This is a genomic window from Phenylobacterium terrae (genome assembly GCF_042681205.1).
Taxonomy (GTDB): Bacteria; Pseudomonadota; Alphaproteobacteria; order Caulobacterales; family Caulobacteraceae; genus Phenylobacterium; species Phenylobacterium terrae.
In genome coordinates this window covers 802,164-820,578 of sequence record NZ_JBHUEY010000001.1, presented here as the reverse complement: position 1 = coordinate 820,578, position 18,415 = coordinate 802,164, and the positions used below count along the sequence as shown (strand labels likewise).

Genomic DNA, 18,415 nt, shown 5'->3' with positions numbered 1-18,415 from the left:
CCGAGGAGCGGCCGACACGGTGCGGAGCGGGCGACGGCGCAGGTTCTATGGCTCGGCCGGCGGGGAGCTGATCCACGGCCCGGTGCACCATGCCGCGTTCGAGGGGACGGCCGGCTACTCCCTGAAGTACTTCGAGGGGGCGCCGGCGCGGTTCTGGCGGACCGGGCGTCCGCTGCAGCTCGACGGCCTGGCGTTCGTGGTCGTCAACGCCGGCGAGCCCTACGCCTTCGAAGTGACCGATCCGGCCCGCACCCGCATCACCGCGGCCTTCTTCGCCGAGGCCGAGGTGCGCAGCGCCTGGGCCGGCGCCCTCACCCCCGAGGCGCGGCTGCTGGATGCGCCCGACACCGCCGCCTCGCCGGCGTTCTCCGACTTCCTTCACCGCCCCGGACCGGGGCTGGCGCGGGCGCTCGCCGCGCTGCGCGCCCGGCGCGACGCCGGCGCCCTGGAGGGCTCCCAGGTCGACGAGGTCCTGGCTGATCTGCTGTCGGTGGCGGTCGGCGCCGAGGCCGGGATCGCGCACTTGCGGATCGCGGGCCTGCGCAGCCGTCAGCGGGAGGAGCTGCTGCGGCGGCTGTCCCTGGCCCGACGCTTCATCGAGGCGCGGGCGGATGGCGAGCTCAGCCTCGACGAGATGGCCGCGGCCGCCAACCTCTCGAAATACCACTTCCTGCGCAGGTTCCGCGACGTGTTCGGGATGGCGCCCGGCGCCTATCATCGGCGGGTCCGGCTCGAGCGGGCGGCGGAGCGGCTGGCCCGCGGGGCGCCGAGCCTCACGAACCTGGCGCTGGACGCGGGCTATCGGGACCTGGCCGCCTTCTCGCGGGCCTTCCGCCGGCGGTTCGGCGTTCCGCCCAGCCAGTGGCGCGCGAAACCGCAATTGCGGACAAGCTGAGCCGCCGTCCGCGGGCCATCCTGGCGCCTCTCTGGAGGAGCCGATGCGCCGCCCACACCTTCTCGGCTTGACCGCTGCTGTCTCGCTGAGCGCCGGCCTCGCCCAGGCCGAGCCGCAGGCCGAACTGTTCGCCGCGATCCGCGCCGGCGACGCGGCCGGGGTCGAACGCCTGATCGGCGCCGATCCGGCCCTGCTGCGGGCGCGCGATGCGAGCGGCGCAACGCCCCTGGTGGCGGCCGCCTTCAAGCGCCTGGGGATCGGATTCCAGCGGCCGGAGGACAACCCGGTGTTCGCCCTGATCGCCCGGCGGATCAGCGAGCCCGACCTCGTCGAAGCCTGCCTGCTCGGCCGCCGGGCGCAGGTGGTCTCGGCGATCGCCGCGGACCCGCAGCTCGTCAAGACAGCCACGCCGAACGGCCGGACGCTCCTGCACTACGCCGCCTACGTCGGAGATGCGGCGCTGGTGGATGCGCTGGCGGACCGGGGCGCGGACCTCGATGCGCCGGCGGCCGGCGTCTTCCTCTCGCCGCCGATCGTCCAGGCCATCCTCGGCGGCCGGATGGCGACGCTGGAGCGGCTGATCGCCCGCGGGGCGAACGTCAACGCGCGCCTGGACGACGGGTCGACACCGCTGCACGAGGCGGCGCAGTTGGGGGAAGAGGCGATGGTCCGGGCGTTGATTCAAGCGGGCGCCGACCCGAAGGCGCTGCGCCGCGACGGCCGCTCGCCGCGCGACCTGGCCGCCGCGCGCGGCCATGCCCGCATCGCAGAGCTGCTGGACGGCCTGGGGTAGTCCGCTACATCACCCCGGCGCGGACCAGGTCGTGGATCTGCAGGAGGCCGACAGGGCGGCCCTCCTCGACGACGAACAGCACGGTCACGGCCGGCGGCGGGTCGCTCATCAGGGCCAGGGCCTCGGAGGCGAGCATGCTGGTCGGCGCGATCTTGCGGGGCCCACGGGTCATCACCTGCTCGACCGTGGCGGCGAGCAGGCCGTCCACGTGGCGGCGGATGTCGCCGTCGCTGATCACGCCCGAGAGCCGGCCCGCGGCGTCGGTGACCCCGATCACGCCCCAGTTCTTCTCGCTCATCACCTGCAGTGCGCGAGGCATCGGCGTGCCTTCGGCGACCAGCGGCAGTTCGTCGGCCCGGTGCATCAGGTCGCCGACGGTCTTCAGCATGGCGCCGAGCTTGCCGCCGGGGTGGAAGACGTGGAAATCGCTCGCCTTGAAGCCGCGCCGCTCCAGCAGCGCCACGGCCAGGGCGTCGCCGAGGGCGATCTGCAGGGTCGTCGAGGTGGTGGGGGCGGACAGCTCGGCCGTCGCCTCGGGCGCGTCCACCAGCTGCAGCACCACGTCGGCGGCCTTGCCCAGCGCGCTGTCGGGGCGCGCGGTCAGCGCGATCAGCGGGATGTGGAACCGCTTGGCGTACGCCAGGACGTCGGCGAGCTCGCGGTTCTCGCCCGATTTCGACAGGCACAGGATGGCGTCGTCGGCGCCGATCATGCCCAGGTCGCCGTGGCTGGCCTCGACCGCGTGGACGAAGATGGCCGGCGTTCCGGTGGAGGCGAAGGTGGCCGCGATCTTGCGCGCCACGTGGCCCGATTTGCCGATGCCGGTGCAGATGATCCGGCCCCTGGCGGCGAACAGGGCGTCGACGGCGGCCGAGAAGGCGCCGTCCAGCGCCTGGGCCTGCGCCCGCAGCGCGTCGGCCTCGGTCCCCAGGACCCGGCGCGCCACCGCGCCTGCGTCGAACCCGCTCATTCGGTCGGGGCCACGGCCTGGGCCTGGAGGTCGCTGACCGCCTGGCGGGCGCGCTCGGCCTCGGCCATGGCGGCCTCGTGCTGACGCCGGATCGCGGCCTGGACCTCCGGGCGCTGCTGGTAGGGGGTCTCGCCGAAGGGGCCGGGCGAGCGGGCGCCGAGACCCTGGGGCCAGACCATGGCCAGGCCGATCAGGCCGGCGGCCACCAGGCCGATCATCGGGAAGAACAGGCGGGAGAACATGGGCGGGATATAGCCGCTCCGCGTGCGTCGCACCAAGCCGGGCCTTGACCCCTGCGCCATCGGGCCCTAGGCCGCGAGGCCTCGAACCACCCCCGGAGGTCGCGAAGCCTTGCCCACCCTCGTCCTGCTCCGTCACGGCCAGAGCCAGTGGAACCTGGAAAACCGCTTCACCGGTTGGGTGGACGTGGACCTGACGCCCGAGGGCGAGGCCCAGGCGAAGAAGGGCGGCGAGCTGATCAAGGCCGCCGGCATCCACATCGACCGGGCCTACACCTCCGTGCTGACGCGCGCCATCCGCACGCTGTGGCTGGCGCTGCAGGCCGCCGGCCAGGTGTTCGTGCCTGTCGTCAACGACTGGCGGCTGAACGAGCGGCACTACGGCGGCCTGACCGGCCTCAACAAGGCCGAGACCGCCGAGAAGCACGGCGAGGAGCAGGTGAAGCTCTGGCGCCGCTCCTACGACATTCCGCCGCCGCCGCTGGCGCCGGGCGGCGAGCACGACTTCTCCAAGGACCGCCGCTACGCCGGCGCGAGCCTGCCCTCGACCGAGAGCCTGAAGACGACGCTGGAGCGCGTGCAGCCCTACTGGGACGCCGAGATCGCCCCGCACCTGAGGGCCGGCGAGACGCTGCTGATCGCGGCCCACGGCAACTCGCTGCGGGCCATCGTCAAGCTGCTATTCAACCTCTCCGACGAGGCGATCATCGGGGTCGAGATCCCCACCGGCAATCCGCTCGTGATCGAGCTCGACGAGAGCCTGAAGCCCCGCTCGGCGCGCTACCTCGACGAGGCCCGCGCCCAGCCGCTGCCGCAGGCCGCGTGAGCGGCGCCGACGAGGCCTTCATGCGCCGCGCCATCGCCGTGGCGCGGGCGGCGCTCGGCACGACGGGCGTGAACCCCTCGGTCGGCTGCGTGATCGTCAAGGAGGGCAAGGTGGTCGGCGAGGCCGCCACCGCCGCCGGCGGGCGCCCGCATGCGGAGGAGCAGGCCCTGGAAGCCGCCGGCGAGGCTGCACGGGGCGCGACCGCCTACGTGACCCTGGAGCCCTGCGGGCGGCGCTCGACGCCGATCGCCTCCTGCTCCGAGCGGCTGGCGCAGGCGGGGGTGGCCCGGGTCGTCGTGGCCTGCACCGACGCCTCCGACTACGCCGCCGGGCGCGGCGGGCAGCGGCTGACGGCGGCCGGGATTCCTGTCGAGATCGGCCTGCTGGCGGCGGAAGCCGAGGCGGCGCTCTACGCCGACTACGCGCCGCGCACCCTCGAGCCGTGAGGGAGGCGGGCGGAGCGCCTGCGCGCCCCGCCCTGTTCCGTTTAGCGGGCGGCCAGCTGTTCGGTCGGGGCCTTCGCCAGCTGGGTGTTCTGCCAGTCGGCGAGCGCGGTGCGGTAGGCCTTGCGCGCGCAATTGGCGTTCAGCTGCATTTCCAGCGGCGAGGGGCCGTCGGCCTTGTCGCGCTTGCAGACCGCCTGGGCGGCGGCGCGCAGCTCGGCCTGGACGGCGTCGGCCGACTTGCCGGCGACGCTGACGCGGATCTCTTGCGCCTGGGCCGGAAGGGCGGCGGCGGCGAGGAGGAGGGCGGAAAGGGTGATGGACTTGATCATATCTGGAGTTCCCAACTGCTGTTGAAACTCCTCCCTACGGACGCTTCTTAAGCGGACTGAGCGTCTGGAGCTCTGAATAGACGATTCAGGCGACAAATCCATGAAGTCCTTGTTTCGTTATTGAAAGAAAAGGCGGGTGATCAACTGATCATCACCTTTCAAGGCAAGAGATCATTTTGGCTACATTCTGACGCTGGCGCCGACTTACTTCATCCGGCTCTGACGTAACCGCCAAATTCAGCGCGAGCGTCAAAAACGTCGGCGGGACCCCAGCGCCGTAACCGAACGCCGCTTTGCGAACGGCCGCGTGAGCGTGCAATGCTTCTCCCCTGGAGGCCCGCAAAGAGGCCGCGCCGGGGGGAGATCCGCGCCGATGATCGCAGCCAGCCTGCCCGCCGAGCGATCGGCCGGCTACCGCTACCTGGTGGTGACCATCCTGATGGTGGTCTACACCTTCAACTTCCTGGACCGGCAGATCCTGTCGATCCTGGCCGAGCCGATCCGCAAGGACCTGGGGCTGTCGGACACCCAGCTCGGCGTGCTCACCGGCCTGGCGTTCGCGATCTTCTACACCGGCTTCGGCATCCCGGTGGCCTGGCTGGCCGACCGGGCGAACCGGGTGCGGATCATCGCCGCCGCCTGTGCGATCTGGAGCCTGTTCTCCGCCGCCTGCGGCCTGGCCAACAACTTCGTCCAGCTGCTGATCTACCGGATCGGGGTCGCGGTGGGGGAGGCGGGCGGCTCGCCGCCGTCCTACTCGCTGATCTCGGACTATTTCGCCCCTCAGGATCGCGGCAAGGCGCTGGCCCTCTACTCGCTGGGGGTGCCGTTCGGCTCGATGGTGGGCTCGGCTGCGGGCGGCTGGATCGCCGCCAACTACGGCTGGCGCACGGCCTTCTATGCGGTGGGTCTGCCCGGCGTGCTGCTGGCGCTGCTCCTGCTGATCGTCGTGCGCGAGCCCAAGCGCGGGGCGCTGGACGCCCTGGCGGAGGGGCAGACGGCGCACGAGCCGACGCCGCCGCTGTTCGCCGCCGTCGGCCGCTTCTTCCGCAACCGCACGCTGGTGATCACCGCCCTCTCCAGCGGCCTGTCGGCCTTCGTCGGCTATGCGGTGCTGACCTGGGCCCCGCCGTTCCTGATCCGGGTCAAGGGCATGGGGCTGGAGGAGGTGGCCCTCTACTACAGCCTGGTCCTGGGGATCACCGGGGCCATCGGGACCTTCGGCGCCGGCTGGATGGTGGACCGGCTGAGCCGGCTCAATCCGCGCTGGTACGCCTACGTGCCGGCCCTGGCCTTCGCCGCCTCAATCCCCTTCTTCATCGGCTTCCTGCTGGCCCCGACCTGGCAGCTGGCGGTGCTGTGCTTCGCAGGCCCCGCGCTGCTCAACAACATGTACCTCGCGCCGGCCCTGGCGGTGGTCCAGAACGCCGTGCCGCCGGCCATGCGCACCGTCTCCGGGGCCATCCTGCTGTTCATCCTCAACATCATCGGCCTGGGCGGCGGGCCGGTGTTCGTCGGCATGGTCAGCGACCGGGCCGCGGGCGCGTTCGGCGAGCGCTCGCTGCAGGTCGGGCTGGCGGCCCTCGTGCCGGTGATCGCCCTGACCATCCTCGCCCACTACCTGGCCTCGCGCTCGATCCAGCGCGATCGGAGGCTGGCCGCCGCCTGAGCCGTGCCTTGACAGGGGGAATTACATGCGTAATCTCTGGCTGAGACTACGCATGTAAGTTCCTGCGAGGCCGCCATGAAGGCCCACCTGCTGATCGCCGCATCGTCGCTCGTCCTGGCGCTCCCCGCCGCCCCGGCGCTCGGCCAGACCGCCGTCGCCGAGACCGTCGCCCTGTCCGATCTGGACCTCGCCACGCCGAAGGGGCAGGCGATCGCCGGCCGCCGGATCCGGGCGGCGGCGTCGCGGCTCTGCGCCCAGCCGCTGACGCCGCTCCTGCCGCGGGCGGCGGTGAACGCCTGGCGATGCCGCAAGGCGGCCCAGGCGAGGGCGCAGGCCCAGCTCACGCCCGCCCCGCGCAGCTACGCCGCCGCCGACTGATTTCGCGCCGGCCCTCCCGGCGCGGAGCAAGGCCCCCAACAGGGCTCGACTCGAAGGGGAGGCGACGGTCGCCGGCCGACCGCCTCCCCACCTTTTGGGCGCCGCATGGTTAAGGCGTCAGCAGACCGTTAATCGCCTGCCGCTAAAACGGGACCGTCTCGCCCTCGATGGACCGGAACCCGTGCTCGACGCCAGGCCCAGCCCGACCCAGCTACGACGCCTGACCCAGGCGGACGTCGAGGTCATCTGCGCCAAGCACGACCGGCTGTGGACTTCGCGGCCCGGCGGCGCCCGCGCGGTGTTCGCCTGGATGGACCTCTCGGGCCTCGACCTCTCGGGCAAGAACCTCTGCGACGCCGACATGACCGGCGTGATCCTGGCCGACTGCAACCTCAAGGGCGCCCGGTTCGACCACGCCAATCTGTTCGGCGCGGACATGCAGAACGCCGACCTGACCGACGCCTCGCTGCGCCGCGCCGACCTGCGCGGCGCCTGCCTGCGCGGCGCCAACCTGACCGGCGCGGACCTTTTCGAGGCCGACCTGCGCGAAGGCTCCATCGCCCTGCCGGACCGCGAAAAGGGCCTGCGGGTGCTGGAGGCGATGCCGCGGGCCGGCGAGGTGCAGGGCGCCATCCTGGCCGGCGCCAATCTGGAACGCTCGCGCCTGTCCGGCGTCGTCGCCACCAAGGCCGACTTCACCGACGCGGTGCTCAAGGACGCCAAGCTCGTCCGGGCGAACCTGAAGCAGGCCAACTTCACCGGCGTGAACTTCGCCGGCGCGGACCTCTCCGGCGCGGACCTGGCGGGGGCCAACCTCACCGACGCGGTGCTGGTGGGCGCCAAAACCCTGTCGTGGAACGTCACCCAGGCGGACATGACCGGCGTGCTGACCGACGCTCCGGCCGGCAAGGCGGTCGAGGACCTGCCTTACAAGACCATGATCCGCGACCACGCCCGCTGGTGCGAGACCGGCGGGGCCGAGGGCAAGCCGTCGGTGTTCGACGGGGCCGACCTGCGGGCCCTGGAATCGATCCGCGGCTTCAACCTGACGGCGCTCTCGGCCAAGGGTGCGACCTTCTACGGCCTCGACATGGGCGGGGTGCAGCTGCAGGGGGCCCACTTGGAGAACGCCGACCTGCGGGCCTGCAACCTGCGCCGGGCGGACCTGCGCGGGGCGCGGCTGGTGGGCGCCAAACTGGCCGGCGCCGACCTTAGGGAGGCCCAGATGGGGCCGCTGCTGATCACCGCCGACCGGGTGCTGCCGTGCAACCTGACCGGCGCCAGCCTGAAGAACGCCGACCTCGCCCGCGCCGACCTGCGCCAGGCGGTGCTCGCCGAGGCCGACCTGTCGCGCGCCAACTTCAGCGGCGCAATGCTGAAGCTGGTGGACGTCACCGGCGCCCGCCGCGACGGGGCCCGCGGCCTCGACGGCGTCATCTGAGATCAAGACAAAAGGGGCGAGGCCTTGCGGCCCCGCCCCTCGACAGTCATCCGGAGCGCTAGGCTCAGGCGGCCTTTTCGGCCGTTTCCCCTTCGATCAGGGTCGGCTGCTCGGGCCGGCCGGTGCTGATCTGGATCGTCCGCGGCTTCAGGGCTTCCGGCAGCTCGCGGCGAAGCGAGATCGACAGCAGGCCGTCGGCCAGGCTGGCGTCGGTCACCACCACATAGTCGGCCAGCTGGAACCGGCGCTCGAAGTTGCGCTCGGCCAGGCCCCGGTGGAGGAAGCGGCGCTGGTCGTCGTTGGCGGCCTTGCGGCCCTGAACGGTCAGGAGGTTCTCCTTGACCTCGATGTTCAGTTCCTCAGGGCGGAAGCCGGCGACCGCGATCTCGACGCGGTAGTCGTTCTCGCCGGTGCGCTCGATGTTGTAGGGCGGATAGCCGCTCGCCGCGTCGGCCGCGGCGGTCTCGAGCAGGTTGGCGAGCCGGTCGAACCCGACCACGGAACGATAGAGGGGAGAGAAGTCGAGGGTACGCATCAGGTCACATCCTTCTTCATAAGCAAGGTTGCGTTGACCGGGCTTGAGACGAGCCGCATCGGCCTCGTCGGCGCCCGAGAAGGCCCGGACATCCAGCGCCTTCGACGGTACAGGTGGGGAGGGGTCCCGAGCGTTTCAAGGGGCGGAAAGCCGAGCGAAAACAACCCTTCCCTCCCCTTCAGGGGAGGGCCGGCGATGCGAAGCCTCGCGGGGTCGGGGAGTGTCGAGCCGAGCAGGCGCTGGTCGTCTAGCCTGCCGCAGGGGCGTCGCTCCCCCACCCGTCCGCTTCGCTGCGCTCGCGTCCACCCTCCCCGGAAGGGGAGGGAAAGGACCTCGCCACCTCGGCCGCATCGCAATATCACTGCAACGCCGCGCCGGAATGGTCGCGCCAGAACAAGACAACCGGGAGAGGCCCACAATGTCCCTACGCACCCTCGCCGCCGCCGCGTTCGCGGGCGCGCTGATCGCCGGCGCGCCGCCGGCGATGGCCGACGATGCGCTGAAGGCGGCGATCGCAGGTCCCCAGCGCTCGGCCGAGCACAAGGCCCGCGACGAGCACCGCCATCCCTACGAGACGCTCACCTTCTGGGGCCTGAAGCCGAACCAGACGGTGGTCGAGGTCTCGCCCGGCTCCGGCTACTGGACCGAGATCCTGGCGCCCTACGCCAAGGCCACCGGCGGGACCTACGTCGCCACCGCGGCCGACCTGTCCAACCCCAACCTTCCGGAAGCGGCCAAGAAGGCGCGCGCCGCCTTCGAGGCCAAGTACGCGGACGAGGCGACGTTCGGAAAGATCCAGTACGCCGGCTTTGGCGCCCAGTCGGGCCCGCTCGGCCGCGCCGGTTCGGCCGACATGGTCATCACCGCCCGCAATATCCACAACTGGATGTGGCAGCCCGGCATGCTCGACAAGGCGATGAAGGACTTCCACGCGGTGCTGAAGCCCGGCGGAATCCTGGCGGTCGAGGAGCACCGGTCCGATCCCCAGCCCCAGGTCGAGGGCGCCCGCGACGGCTACGTCTCGGTGGCCAACGTGGTGGCCGCGGCCGAGAAGGCCGGCTTCAAGCTGGAGGCCCAGTCCGAAGTCAACGCCAATCCGAAGGACACCAAGGGCCATCCCTTCGGCGTCTGGACCCTGCCGCCGAGCCGGCGCTCTTCGGGCGAGGGCAAGCCGGCCCTCACCGAGGCCGAACGCGCCAAGTACGACGCGATCGGCGAGAGCGACCGTATGACGCTGCGGTTCCGCAAGCCTGGCTGATGACCCTGCCCCGCTCGGGCGTTAGTTCCGGGCGGGGGCGCCGAACATCAGGAGACGCCATGCGACGTCATTGGGCGCCCGGCCTGTCCCGGCGCAGCCTTGTGCTTTTCGGAGCCGCGGCCCTGGCCGCCTGCGGCCGTCCGGCCGAGGAGGCGAAGTCCGCGCCGGACAAGGCGCCGGCGCCGAAGCGGGGCGGGATGAGCCTGGCCGAGGCGGTGGCCGGCGACTGGCGCAGCGCCCAGGACAAGGGGCGCGACGCCTGGCGCCATCCGCGAGAGACGTTGGAGTTCTTCGGGCTGAAGCCGGGGATGACGGTGGTCGAGTTCTGGCCGGGCGCCGGCTGGTACACCGACATCCTCGCCCCCTTCCTGGCGGCCACCGGCGGCAAGCTCTACGCCGCCAACCTGCAGCCGACCGACGAAGCCTCCCGCGAGGTGGTGAACGCCTTCCGCCGCAAGCTGGAGGCCGACCCCAAGCTCTACGGTCAGGTGGAGGTCACCGCCTTCGGCCTGACCAGCGGGCCGGTGGCCCCGGCGGGCTCGGCCGACATGGCCCTCTTCCTGCGCAACCTGCACAACTGGATGGCCGCCGGCATCGCCGAGAAGGCCTTCCGTGACGCCTTCCTGGCCCTCAAGCCCGGCGGCGTGCTGGGGATCGAGGAGCACCGGGCCAATCCCGGCGGCGTGCAGGACCCGCTGGCCGCCGACGGCTACGTCCAGCAGGACTACGTCGTCCAGCTCGCCCAGGAGGCCGGCTTCGTGCTGCAGGCGGCCAGCGAGATCAACGCCAACCCGAACGACACCAAGGACCATCCCTTCGGCGTCTGGACCCTGCCGCCCGTGCGCCGCACCTCGCCGCGCGGCCAGCCGGACGATCCGGCCTTCGACCGCACCAAGTTCGACGCCATCGGCGAGAGCGACCGGATGACCCTGCGGTTCGTGAAGCCGGGGTAGAAATGGGGCGCTGACGCTTCCCGCGAGCCGGGCTATTGCTTCCTTCAGTCTATTGAGGAATCGACATGCCGACGCTCGAAGAGCTCACTGATCGCCTGAAGACCGCGATGGCGCAGGGCGAGGGGCTGGGGCACAGCGTGAAGCTGAACCTGAAGGACGCCGGCGTCATCCACGTTGACGGCGCCCAGGTGACCAACGAGGACCGGCCGGCGGACCTGACCGTCACCATCAGCCTCAAGGACCTCGAGGCGCTGGGCAAGCGCAAGCTCGACCCGATGGCGGCGATCATGACCGGCAAGATGAAGCTGTCCAACATGGGCCTGGCGATGCAGCTGCAGCCCAAGATCCAGGCGCTGTTCTCCAAGCTCGCCTAGAGGAGGCCGCATGGCCGAGCCGGCTCCGCTGCTCGAGACGCCCGACAACCCGGCCCCGCCGGGCGGCGCGGCCGAATGGTTCGCAGGCGCCGGCGGCGCGCGCATGCGCGCGGCCCTGTTCACGCCCAACGGCCCGCCGCGCGGCTCGGTGGTGCTGAGCGGCGGCCGGACCGAGGTCGTCGAGAAATACTACGAGACCATCGGCGAGCTCTTGGATCGCGGCTTCGTGGTGCTGGCCCACGACTGGCGGGGCCAGGGTCTTTCCGAGCGGCTGCTGCCGGACCGGCTGAAGGGCCACGCCGCGGGCTTCGACGATTTCGTGACCGATTTCGACTGCCTGCTGGCCGCCTACGGCCAGAGGCTGCCGAAGCCCTGGCTCGCAGTGGGACACTCGATGGGCGGCTGCCTGACCCTGCTGGCGCTGGCCAAGGGCCAGGCGGCCAAGTTCGCCGGCGCCGTGCTCTCCGCGCCCATGCTGGCGCTGACCACCAAGCCTGCGCCGCGATTGCTGGTGGATCTGCTGCTCGGGCGGCGGGTGCGCCTCAAGCGGCTGGAGGACTACGTCGGCGGGCCGGGCGATCCGTTCGAGAACGACTTCGCCAAGAACAAGCTGACCCACGATCCGGCCCGCTACGCCCGCAACTGCGCCCTCATCAAGACGCACCCGGACCTGGCGCTGGGGCCGGTCACCTGGGGCTGGCTCGACTTCGCCTTCAAGGCCACCGCCTACCTCCAGAAGCCGGAGAACCTGAAGGGCGTCACCATCCCTGTCACCATCTGCCAGGCCGGCGAGGAGAAGGTGATCGACAACCGCGGACAGGACATCGTCGTCCGCGGCCTGCCGAAGGGGCGGCTCGTCCGTGTTCCCGGCGCCTTCCACGAGATCCTGCAGGAGACCGATGAGCGGCGCGCGGTGTTCTGGCGCGAGTTCGACGCGCTGGCCGACCAGGTGGCGGCCCGGCCCCTGGCGGCGGCGGGGGAATAGCAATCCTTGCTGGCGCTCCTACCTCCCGCCGTTTCGCGGGTGAGGTAGGGTGGAGCGCTATTTCGCGCTGCGCTTCAGCGCCACCAGCGCCTCCTCGAGGCAGCGGCGGTCGCCGGCGATGGCGACCTGGCCGCCGTCGTTGCCCAGCGGGGCGCCGCGCCAGTCGGTGACCAGGCCGCCGGCCCCGGCAATCAGCGGGATCGCGCAGTCGATGTCCCAGGACTTCAGGCCGGCCTCCACGACCAGGTCCATCGTCCCGGCGGCCACCATGGCGTAGGCGTAGGCGTCGCAGCCCAGGCGGGCGAGGCGCGCGGCGGCCCGCACCTGGCGCCAGGCGCCCAGCTCGGCGCCGTCGAAGCAGCCTTCGGGGTCGGTGGTGGCGATGATCGCGTCGGTCAGGTTCGGGCACTCGCGCACCCGCAGCGGGCTCGTCCCCTCCCGCCCGATGCGGCGCGCGCCGCCGGCGTGGCCTACGAACACCTCGCCCAGGTACGGCTGGCCGATCGAGCCCAGCACCGGCCGGCCCTGGAAGCGCAGGCCGATCAACGTGGTCCACAGCGGCAGGCCGGAGATGAAGGCGCGGGTGCCGTCCACCGGATCCAGCACCCAGACCCATTCGGCGTCCGGCCGGTCCTCGCCCCACTCCTCGCCGATGACGCCGTGGTCGGGGTAGCGCTCGGCGATCAGCTTGCGGATCGCCGCCTCGCCGCCCTTGTCGGCCTCGGTGACCGGATCGAACCCCTTGGCCCCGCCCTTGTCGACGAGGCCGTGGGCGGCCCGGAACAGGGGCAGGATCACCTCCGCCGAAGCCCGGTTCAGCTCCAGCAGGAAGGCGTCGAGTTCGGCGAGTTGGTCGGGGGCGGGATCAGCGGGCATGGGCCCGCTTTACCCCACCTCCCGGCGCGGCGTCAGTGGCCTTCGGTCTCGCCGTGCAGCGACTTGGCCAGATCCAGAAGCCGGCGGCGCGGCCGCTCGTCGAGCTGGTAGTAGGCGCGGATCAGGTCGAGGGTCTCCTTGCGGGACAGCACCTCGCCGGCGTCCTCGGCGATCTTGGCCTCGGCGGCGTTGCGCTCCTGCTCGGACAGACCGTCGTAGAAGTAGGCCACCGGCACCTGCAGCGCTTCGGACAGCTGCCACAGGCGGGCGGCCGAGATGCGGTTCGCGCCGCACTCGTACTTCTGGATCTGCTGGAAACGCACGCCGCAGGCGCCGGCCAGCTGCTGTTGGGTCAGCCCGAGCAGCCGCCGGCGCCGGCGCAGCCGCTTGCCCAGATGGATGTCGATCTCGCTACCCATGTTCTTCGGACGCATATCGGTTACTTCCCTGCCCTCGTCCCAAACCGGGACGGTCCGGGCTTTCGGCGGCAAGTCGCGCGCCACGCGAGCGCGGGTTCGCGTTGCGCGGCGCATCGGGCGGCGCCACCTAAGGGGCGATGGCCGAACCGCGCCCCTCCCTCGCCCAAGACCTGCTGTGGCGCCTCGAGGCCCTGGCCTTCGACATCTTCGTGGGCCTGATCCGGCTGCTGCCGGTGGATACGGTGTCGAATTTCGGCGGCTGGCTGGTGAAGACCATCGGCCCGCTGACCGGCACCCAGCGGATCGTCGAGCGGAACATCGAGCTGGTGTTCCCCGACATGCCGCCCGACCGTAAGGCGAAGCTGATCGCCGAGCAGTGGGAGAGCCTGGGCCGGTTCTTCTTCGAGCACCCGATGCTCGACCGGATCATCGGCGATCCGTCGCGGGTCGAGATCGTCAACGCCGAGCGCCTGCGCCAGATCGCCGACGGCGCCGGGCCGGTGGTCTTCATCTCCGGCCACTTCTCCAACATGGAGGTGATGAGCGCGGTGATCGTCAACTCCGGCGTGAAGTGCCAGATCACCTACCGGGCGGCCAACAACCCCTACATCGAGACGCGCTTCCGCAAGAGCCGCTGGCGCTACGGCGTTCGGGACTTCGCGCCGAAGGGCGAGGAGGGGGCCCGCGACATCATCAAAGCCATGGGCCGTGGCGAGTCCGTCGCGCTGATGAACGACCAGAAGTTCAACGGGGGGATCGCCGCGCCGTTCTTCGGCCACCTGGCCCACACCGCCCCCGGGCCCTCCAAGTTCGCCCTGCGCTTCGGCGCCCCGCTGCAGCCGATGAGCGTCCAGCGCACGAAGGGGGCCCGCTTCCGCGTTGTCGTGCACGAGCCGATCCACCTGGCCGAGACCGGCGACCGCGCCGCCGACCTCGAGGCCGCGGTCCGCCAGGTCAACGCCTTCATGGAGGCGCGCATCGTCGAGCGGCCGCACGAGTGGTGGTGGGTCCACAAGCGCTGGCCGAACGAGGTGTATCGGAAAAATGCTCCCCCGCAGGGGGAGGGGGACCGCGAAGCGGTGGAGGGGGTTCACACCCCCTGAGCTGGTCGGCCGCGCTGAGTCAGCGCCTTTGAACCCCCGCGGTCGCTTCGCGACAGCTCCCCCTGTGGGGGAGCATCTGCACTACGCCCCGTTCAGTTCCTTCCACCGCTGCAGGGCCTCGGCCGGGCCGGCGTAGGCTTCCTGGGTTGCGGGGTTCCAGTAGCGGAGGGCTTCCAGAGGGATCTTCACGCCGCTGACGGCGCAGACCACGTAGCGGCCCGGTTTCAGCACGACGAACTCGCCGTCGCCGTAGTGGACGGTGGCGATGTCGCCGGCGGAGAGCTCGCGGTCGTGGGCGTTCATGGGCCGCTATTTAGTCCTTCGAGGCGTCTCAGAACAGATCGCCCTGCGTGGCGGGCGCCGGCGGCGCCTTCGGGCGGGCGGCGCGGGCCGGCTTGGGCTCGGGCGCGGCCCCGTCCACGACGGCGTGGCGGACGTTCTCCTTGTCCTGGAAGACCAGCGCCACCGGGTCGCCGGCCGAGAGCTGCGCGCCGGCGGTGACCAGCGAGCCGTCCGGCCGGTGGACCCGAGCGAAGCCGAGCCGCAGCGGCCGGTCGGGGTTCAGGGAGACCCTGAGCTTCTCCAGGCTCGCCAGTCGCTCCACCGCGCGGTCCAGCTTGCGCTCCACGGCCGGCGCGAGGCGCGATGAGAGGGCGTTCAGCCGGTCGAGCTGCACCCGCTGCGGCCGCTCCAGAAGGTGCGGCGACAGGCGCGAGGCGACGCGCACGAGGTCCCGTTCGTGGGCGTCGACGTTGCGCGTCAGGCCGGCCGAGAGCTTGGAGGCTGCGATGTTGAACCGCTGGCCGGCCATCTCCACCAGGTCGGGGATGCGCGCCAGGCTGCGGCCCGCCGCCTCGACGCGGCCCTTGCGGTCCTCCACCACCCGGCCGCCGCAGCGGTGGATTCGCGCCGACAGGTCGTTCACCGCCGCGCGCAGCTCGGCCAGCACGGGCGTGGCCATCTCGGCCGCCGCCGTGGGCGTCGGCGCCCGCCGGTCGGACACGAAGTCGATCAGGGTGGTGTCGGTCTCGTGGCCCACGGCCGAGATCAGCGGGATGGCGCACGCAGCGACCGTGCGGGCCAGCTGCTCGTCGTTGAAGGGCCACAGGTCCTCCACCGAGCCGCCGCCGCGGGCGACGATCAGTACGTCGGGCCTGGGGATCTTCCCCTCGCCCCCGTGGGCGCAGAAGCCGTTGATGGCCGCGCAGACCTGGGCGGCGGCCGCATCGCCCTGCACCACCACCGGCCAGACCACCACCCGGCAAGGCCAGCGGTCGCGGATGCGGTGCAGGATGTCGCGGATCACCGCGCCCGTCGGACTGGTGATCACCCCGATGGTCGCCGGCATGGCCGGGATCGGCTTCTTCCGCTCGCGCTCGAACAGTCCTTCGGCGGCCAGCCGGCCCTTCAGCTTCTCGAGCTGGGCCAGCAGGGCGCCGACCCCGGCCGGCTCCATGGTCTCGATGACGATCTGGTAGCGCGAGCCGGCCGGGTAGGCGGTGATCTTGCCGGTGACGATCACCTCCAGCCCCTGCTCGGGCCGGCACTTCAGCCCCCGCACCGAGCCCTTCCAGACGACGCCGTCGATCGCCGCCCGCTCGTCCTTGATGGTCAGATAGACGTGGCCGTTGGAGTGGTGGGTGACCTTGGAGAGCTCGCCCCGCAGCCGCACGAAGCCATAGGCGTCCTCGAGCGTCCGCTTCAGCGCGAAGGCCAGCTCGGAGACGGAGTAGGGGCGGGCGTTGGAAGAGGCCTCGTCGGCCGCTGCGTCGGTCATGGCGCCAGGGTAGCCGCTCGCCCGCTTCGGCCCAAACGGGACGGGTCGCCGCGGGCGAAGAACCAATCGCGGTAAGTTGATCGAACGTTGTTATCGGACCTGGGACTCCCGGGCAGCTCAAGCATAGCGTGCCGCCGACGCGTGTTCCGTTTCTGGCTTCTGTCCAAGGGAGTTGACGACATGGCGTTGATCACCGGCACACCCGGGGCGGACATCCTGCCCCTCACCAACGGCGATACGGTCGTCGGCCGCGCAGGCCACGACACCTTCGTGTTCGATCCCAGCGGCGGGTCGAGTTTCACCACCATCGCCGACTTCGGCAGCATCTACTTCGGCGGGCCGATCACGGGGGCGCAGGAGACGACCCCGCCCGGCGGCACCGGTTCGGCGGCGACCGGCACGGTGGAGGCGCACCTGCTGCGCGGCGGGACGGCGCTGCTGTTCACCGCCACCGTCCAGGGCCTGGACTTCACCGGCGCCCAGACGCCGGACAACCCCAACGACAACGTGGGCGCCGCCCACCTGCACGATGCGCCGGCGGGCGCATCCGGCGGCGTGGTCTACGGCTTCCGGGGCCTGCCGTTCAACGACCTCGACGGCGACACCGTCACCGTCAACGGCCCCGGCGTCGGCGGAACGATCAGCGGCGAATGGGACGCCAACGAGGGCTTCAACACCACCCTCACGGCCAAGATCCCCGACCTGTTGAACGACGAGATCTACATCAACTTCCACACCCCGGCCTTCCCGGCCGGTGAGATCCGCGGCCAGCTGATCCAGCAGGACGAGGGGCTCGACCGCATCGACGTCAGCGCCGCCGGCATCGGCGACTGGGCGACGATGCAGGTCCTGCTCGCCGACGTGAACGGCTCGGCGCAGTTCACCGTCTGGCGGGGCGGGCAGTCGCACACCGTGCGGCTGGACCGGGTGAGCGAGGCCGATCTCGAGGCGGCGGACTTCATCTTCTCCACCTCGACGGCCGCCCAGCGGCTGTCCGGCACGTCGGCCCGCGACGATCTGTTCGGGGCCGGCGGGAACGACACCCTTGGCGGCGGCGCCCACAACGATCGGCTGTTCGGCGAGGCGGGGAACGACGATCTTCTGGGGGACTCCGGCAACGACACCCTGGTCGGCGGCGAGGGCGACGACGAGGCCGACGGCGGGTCCGGCGCCGACTCCCTGGCCGGCGGGACCGGGAACGACTGGCTCTCCGGGGGCTCGGGCAACGACACGCTCGACGGTGGGGCGGGGAACGACACCTACCTCGGCGGATCCGGCGCGGACGCCTTCGTGGCCGGGACCGGCGCCGACGTGATCGTGAACTTCAGGGCCGGGGAGGGGGACGAGGTCCGGATCGCCGCGGGAACCCAGTTCACCCTCAGCCAGGGGGCGGGCGGCGCGGTCGTCGATTTCGGCGGCGGAAACACCCTGACGCTGCAGGGCGTCTCGGCGGCCAGCCTGCCGAGCGACTGGTTCGTCTACGTCTGAGGCGTCCCATACGAAAAAGGGCGCTCCGGCCCGAAGGCTGGAGCGCCCAGTCTTGGAGGACGCGACGCTACTAAAGGTAACGGCGGAGCGAGCGGGCCAGCTCGGTGGCGGTCGCCTTCTTCTTGCCGGTCTGGGCCGGCTGGTAGGCGACCCGCTGGTGCTCCACGCAGTACGGGCTGTCGGACGCGCGGCGCCCGCAGAAGGTGAATTCTTCGCTGGCGGGATCGCCGATCGGCCACTTGCACATGTGGGCGCCCAGGGTCAGCACGGTGGCCGTGCCGGGCGCTTCGTCCACGTAGCGCACCGGCTCCGGGGCCGGCCGGGCGACCGCCAGCGGCTGGGCGATGCGGCGCGGGGCGGCGGGCGCGGCGGCGCGCGGCGCCGGACGGGGCGCCTTGAAGGCTGGCCGGGCGGGCTTGGAGGGCGCCGCGCGGCCCGACAGGCCCAGGCGGTGCACCTTGCCGATCACAGCGTTGCGGGTGACCCCGCCCAACTGCTTGGCGATCTGGCTGGCCGAAAGGCCGTCCTGCCAGAGCTTCTTCAGAATCTCGACCCGCTCGTCCGTCCAGCCCATGTCCGCCTCCCAGCGATCTACTCGAGCCCCCAGGCGCCGCCCCGCGCAGCCCCCTGGATCAACATCTTGTGGCGCCGATCCAATTCA

At 71.5% G+C, this 18,415-nt stretch carries 22 protein-coding genes; 13 read left to right on the top strand and 9 right to left on the bottom strand.

The window, feature by feature from the left end:
• The first annotated feature begins 19 nt into the window (after positions 1–19).
• Positions 20–895 carry a helix-turn-helix transcriptional regulator gene (locus ACFSC0_RS04095; RefSeq protein ID WP_377280383.1) on the top strand — a complete coding sequence of 292 codons (876 nt, stop codon included), beginning with the start codon at positions 20–22 and terminating at the stop codon, positions 893–895.
• Between the two features lie 67 nt (positions 896–962).
• Positions 963–1,688 carry an ankyrin repeat domain-containing protein gene (locus ACFSC0_RS04090; protein WP_377355076.1) on the top strand — a complete coding sequence of 242 codons (726 nt, stop codon included), beginning with the start codon at positions 963–965 and terminating at the stop codon, positions 1,686–1,688.
• A 4-nt stretch (positions 1,689–1,692) separates the two neighbouring features.
• On the opposite strand, the gene ACFSC0_RS04085 is transcribed toward ACFSC0_RS04090, so the two are convergent.
• Positions 1,693–2,658: a KpsF/GutQ family sugar-phosphate isomerase gene (locus tag ACFSC0_RS04085; RefSeq protein WP_377280385.1), complete on the bottom strand. Its 966-nt coding sequence runs from the start codon at positions 2,656–2,658 to the stop codon at positions 1,693–1,695.
• Complete coding sequence (locus tag ACFSC0_RS04080; protein WP_377355075.1) at positions 2,655–2,900, bottom strand: hypothetical protein; 246 nt, start codon at positions 2,898–2,900, stop codon at positions 2,655–2,657. The genes ACFSC0_RS04085 and ACFSC0_RS04080 overlap by 4 nt, the downstream gene beginning before the upstream one ends.
• 109 nt (positions 2,901–3,009) lie before the next feature.
• Here ACFSC0_RS04080 and gpmA point away from each other — a divergent pair, with 109 nt between their 5' ends.
• Together gpmA and ACFSC0_RS04070 are read left to right on the top strand one after the other, a co-directional pair.
• Entirely contained in the window at positions 3,010–3,723 is a 714-nt protein-coding gene (gene gpmA, locus ACFSC0_RS04075; protein WP_377280387.1) for a 2,3-diphosphoglycerate-dependent phosphoglycerate mutase, read from the top strand.
• On the top strand, positions 3,720–4,169 hold the full coding sequence (locus tag ACFSC0_RS04070) for a deaminase (protein WP_377280388.1): 450 nt from the start codon (positions 3,720–3,722) through the stop codon (positions 4,167–4,169). The genes gpmA and ACFSC0_RS04070 overlap by 4 nt, the downstream gene beginning before the upstream one ends.
• A 41-nt stretch (positions 4,170–4,210) precedes the next feature.
• Here the strand turns inward: ACFSC0_RS04070 and ACFSC0_RS04065 are convergent, their stop codons facing one another.
• Positions 4,211–4,498 (bottom strand): hypothetical protein, encoded by a 288-nt coding sequence (locus tag ACFSC0_RS04065; protein WP_377280389.1) that lies wholly within the window; start codon positions 4,496–4,498, stop codon positions 4,211–4,213.
• A 373-nt stretch (positions 4,499–4,871) separates the two neighbouring features.
• On the opposite strand from ACFSC0_RS04065, the gene ACFSC0_RS04060 reads away from it, so the two are divergent.
• The 3 genes from ACFSC0_RS04060 (at position 4,872) to ACFSC0_RS04050 (ending at position 7,986) form a co-directional block, all read left to right on the top strand.
• Positions 4,872–6,167 (top strand): spinster family MFS transporter, encoded by a 1,296-nt coding sequence (locus tag ACFSC0_RS04060; protein ID WP_377280390.1) that lies wholly within the window; start codon positions 4,872–4,874, stop codon positions 6,165–6,167.
• Between the two features lie 75 nt (positions 6,168–6,242).
• Positions 6,243–6,545 carry a UrcA family protein gene (locus tag ACFSC0_RS04055; protein ID WP_377280391.1) on the top strand — a complete coding sequence of 101 codons (303 nt, stop codon included), beginning with the start codon at positions 6,243–6,245 and terminating at the stop codon, positions 6,543–6,545.
• A 181-nt stretch (positions 6,546–6,726) separates the two neighbouring features.
• Positions 6,727–7,986, top strand: coding sequence for a pentapeptide repeat-containing protein (locus tag ACFSC0_RS04050; protein ID WP_377280392.1), 1,260 nt, complete (start codon positions 6,727–6,729; stop codon positions 7,984–7,986).
• 64 nt (positions 7,987–8,050) lie between these two features.
• Here ACFSC0_RS04050 and ACFSC0_RS04045 read toward each other — a convergent pair whose 3' ends face one another.
• Positions 8,051–8,521, bottom strand: a complete 471-nt coding sequence (locus ACFSC0_RS04045) for an Hsp20 family protein (RefSeq protein ID WP_377280393.1) — start codon at positions 8,519–8,521, stop codon at positions 8,051–8,053.
• A gap of 418 nt (positions 8,522–8,939) precedes the next feature.
• On the opposite strand from ACFSC0_RS04045, the gene ACFSC0_RS04040 reads away from it, so the two are divergent.
• The 4 genes from ACFSC0_RS04040 to ACFSC0_RS04025 all read left to right on the top strand — a co-directional run bounded on the left by ACFSC0_RS04040 (position 8,940) and on the right by ACFSC0_RS04025 (position 12,091).
• Positions 8,940–9,779, top strand: coding sequence for a class I SAM-dependent methyltransferase (locus ACFSC0_RS04040; RefSeq protein ID WP_377280394.1), 840 nt, complete (start codon positions 8,940–8,942; stop codon positions 9,777–9,779).
• Between the two features lie 59 nt (positions 9,780–9,838).
• Positions 9,839–10,732 carry a class I SAM-dependent methyltransferase gene (locus ACFSC0_RS04035; RefSeq protein ID WP_377280395.1) on the top strand — a complete coding sequence of 298 codons (894 nt, stop codon included), beginning with the start codon at positions 9,839–9,841 and terminating at the stop codon, positions 10,730–10,732.
• A gap of 65 nt (positions 10,733–10,797) precedes the next feature.
• Entirely contained in the window at positions 10,798–11,106 is a 309-nt protein-coding gene (locus tag ACFSC0_RS04030) for an SCP2 sterol-binding domain-containing protein (protein WP_377280396.1), read from the top strand.
• Positions 11,107–11,116: 10 nt separating this feature from the next.
• Complete coding sequence (locus ACFSC0_RS04025) at positions 11,117–12,091, top strand: alpha/beta fold hydrolase (RefSeq protein WP_377280397.1); 975 nt, start codon at positions 11,117–11,119, stop codon at positions 12,089–12,091.
• A gap of 57 nt (positions 12,092–12,148) precedes the next feature.
• Here ACFSC0_RS04025 and hisN read toward each other — a convergent pair whose 3' ends face one another.
• Both hisN and ACFSC0_RS04015 read right to left on the bottom strand, forming a co-directional pair.
• On the bottom strand, positions 12,149–12,967 hold the full coding sequence (gene hisN, locus ACFSC0_RS04020; RefSeq protein WP_377280398.1) for a histidinol-phosphatase: 819 nt from the start codon (positions 12,965–12,967) through the stop codon (positions 12,149–12,151).
• A gap of 32 nt (positions 12,968–12,999) precedes the next feature.
• Complete coding sequence (locus ACFSC0_RS04015; protein WP_377280399.1) at positions 13,000–13,401, bottom strand: helix-turn-helix domain-containing protein; 402 nt, start codon at positions 13,399–13,401, stop codon at positions 13,000–13,002.
• Between the two features lie 122 nt (positions 13,402–13,523).
• On the opposite strand from ACFSC0_RS04015, the gene ACFSC0_RS04010 reads away from it, so the two are divergent.
• Positions 13,524–14,489: a lysophospholipid acyltransferase family protein gene (locus tag ACFSC0_RS04010; RefSeq protein ID WP_377280400.1), complete on the top strand. Its 966-nt coding sequence runs from the start codon at positions 13,524–13,526 to the stop codon at positions 14,487–14,489.
• An 81-nt stretch (positions 14,490–14,570) separates the two neighbouring features.
• Here ACFSC0_RS04010 and ACFSC0_RS04005 read toward each other — a convergent pair whose 3' ends face one another.
• On the bottom strand, positions 14,571–14,792 hold the full coding sequence (locus ACFSC0_RS04005; protein WP_377280401.1) for a DUF2093 domain-containing protein: 222 nt from the start codon (positions 14,790–14,792) through the stop codon (positions 14,571–14,573).
• A 28-nt stretch (positions 14,793–14,820) separates the two neighbouring features.
• The gene (xseA, locus tag ACFSC0_RS04000; protein WP_377280402.1) at positions 14,821–16,266 is read right to left on the bottom strand and encodes an exodeoxyribonuclease VII large subunit; all 1,446 of its coding nucleotides are present in this window, start codon (positions 16,264–16,266) and stop codon (positions 14,821–14,823) included.
• 180 nt (positions 16,267–16,446) lie between these two features.
• Between xseA and ACFSC0_RS03995 the strand changes: the two genes are divergently transcribed.
• On the top strand, positions 16,447–17,754 hold the full coding sequence (locus ACFSC0_RS03995) for a CHRD domain-containing protein (protein ID WP_377280403.1): 1,308 nt from the start codon (positions 16,447–16,449) through the stop codon (positions 17,752–17,754).
• A 70-nt stretch (positions 17,755–17,824) separates the two neighbouring features.
• Here the strand turns inward: ACFSC0_RS03995 and gcrA are convergent, their stop codons facing one another.
• A complete protein-coding gene (gene gcrA / locus ACFSC0_RS03990; RefSeq protein WP_377280404.1) occupies positions 17,825–18,328 on the bottom strand; it encodes a cell cycle sigma 70 cofactor GcrA in 504 nt (167 codons plus the stop codon).
• Between the last annotated feature and the right edge of the window lie 87 nt (positions 18,329–18,415).

Coding starts and splice junctions, on each gene's coding strand:
- ACFSC0_RS04085 (WP_377280385.1), bottom strand. CDS start 2,658: ATGAGCGGGTTCGACGCAGGCGCGGTGGCGCGCCGGGTCCTGGGGACC.
- ACFSC0_RS04080 (WP_377355075.1), bottom strand. CDS start 2,900: ATGTTCTCCCGCCTGTTCTTCCCGATGATCGGCCTGGTGGCCGCCGGC.
- ACFSC0_RS04065 (WP_377280389.1), bottom strand. CDS start 4,498: ATGATCAAGTCCATCACCCTTTCCGCCCTCCTCCTCGCCGCCGCCGCC.
- ACFSC0_RS04060 (WP_377280390.1), top strand. CDS start 4,872: ATGATCGCAGCCAGCCTGCCCGCCGAGCGATCGGCCGGCTACCGCTAC.
- ACFSC0_RS04055 (WP_377280391.1), top strand. CDS start 6,243: ATGAAGGCCCACCTGCTGATCGCCGCATCGTCGCTCGTCCTGGCGCTC.
- ACFSC0_RS04045 (WP_377280393.1), bottom strand. CDS start 8,521: ATGCGTACCCTCGACTTCTCTCCCCTCTATCGTTCCGTGGTCGGGTTC.
- ACFSC0_RS04040 (WP_377280394.1), top strand. CDS start 8,940: ATGTCCCTACGCACCCTCGCCGCCGCCGCGTTCGCGGGCGCGCTGATC.
- ACFSC0_RS04035 (WP_377280395.1), top strand. CDS start 9,839: ATGCGACGTCATTGGGCGCCCGGCCTGTCCCGGCGCAGCCTTGTGCTT.
- ACFSC0_RS04030 (WP_377280396.1), top strand. CDS start 10,798: ATGCCGACGCTCGAAGAGCTCACTGATCGCCTGAAGACCGCGATGGCG.
- ACFSC0_RS04025 (WP_377280397.1), top strand. CDS start 11,117: ATGGCCGAGCCGGCTCCGCTGCTCGAGACGCCCGACAACCCGGCCCCG.
- hisN (WP_377280398.1), bottom strand. CDS start 12,967: ATGCCCGCTGATCCCGCCCCCGACCAACTCGCCGAACTCGACGCCTTC.
- ACFSC0_RS04015 (WP_377280399.1), bottom strand. CDS start 13,401: ATGCGTCCGAAGAACATGGGTAGCGAGATCGACATCCATCTGGGCAAG.
- ACFSC0_RS04010 (WP_377280400.1), top strand. CDS start 13,524: ATGGCCGAACCGCGCCCCTCCCTCGCCCAAGACCTGCTGTGGCGCCTC.
- ACFSC0_RS04005 (WP_377280401.1), bottom strand. CDS start 14,792: ATGAACGCCCACGACCGCGAGCTCTCCGCCGGCGACATCGCCACCGTC.
- xseA (WP_377280402.1), bottom strand. CDS start 16,266: ATGACCGACGCAGCGGCCGACGAGGCCTCTTCCAACGCCCGCCCCTAC.
- ACFSC0_RS03995 (WP_377280403.1), top strand. CDS start 16,447: ATGGCGTTGATCACCGGCACACCCGGGGCGGACATCCTGCCCCTCACC.
- gcrA (WP_377280404.1), bottom strand. CDS start 18,328: ATGGGCTGGACGGACGAGCGGGTCGAGATTCTGAAGAAGCTCTGGCAG.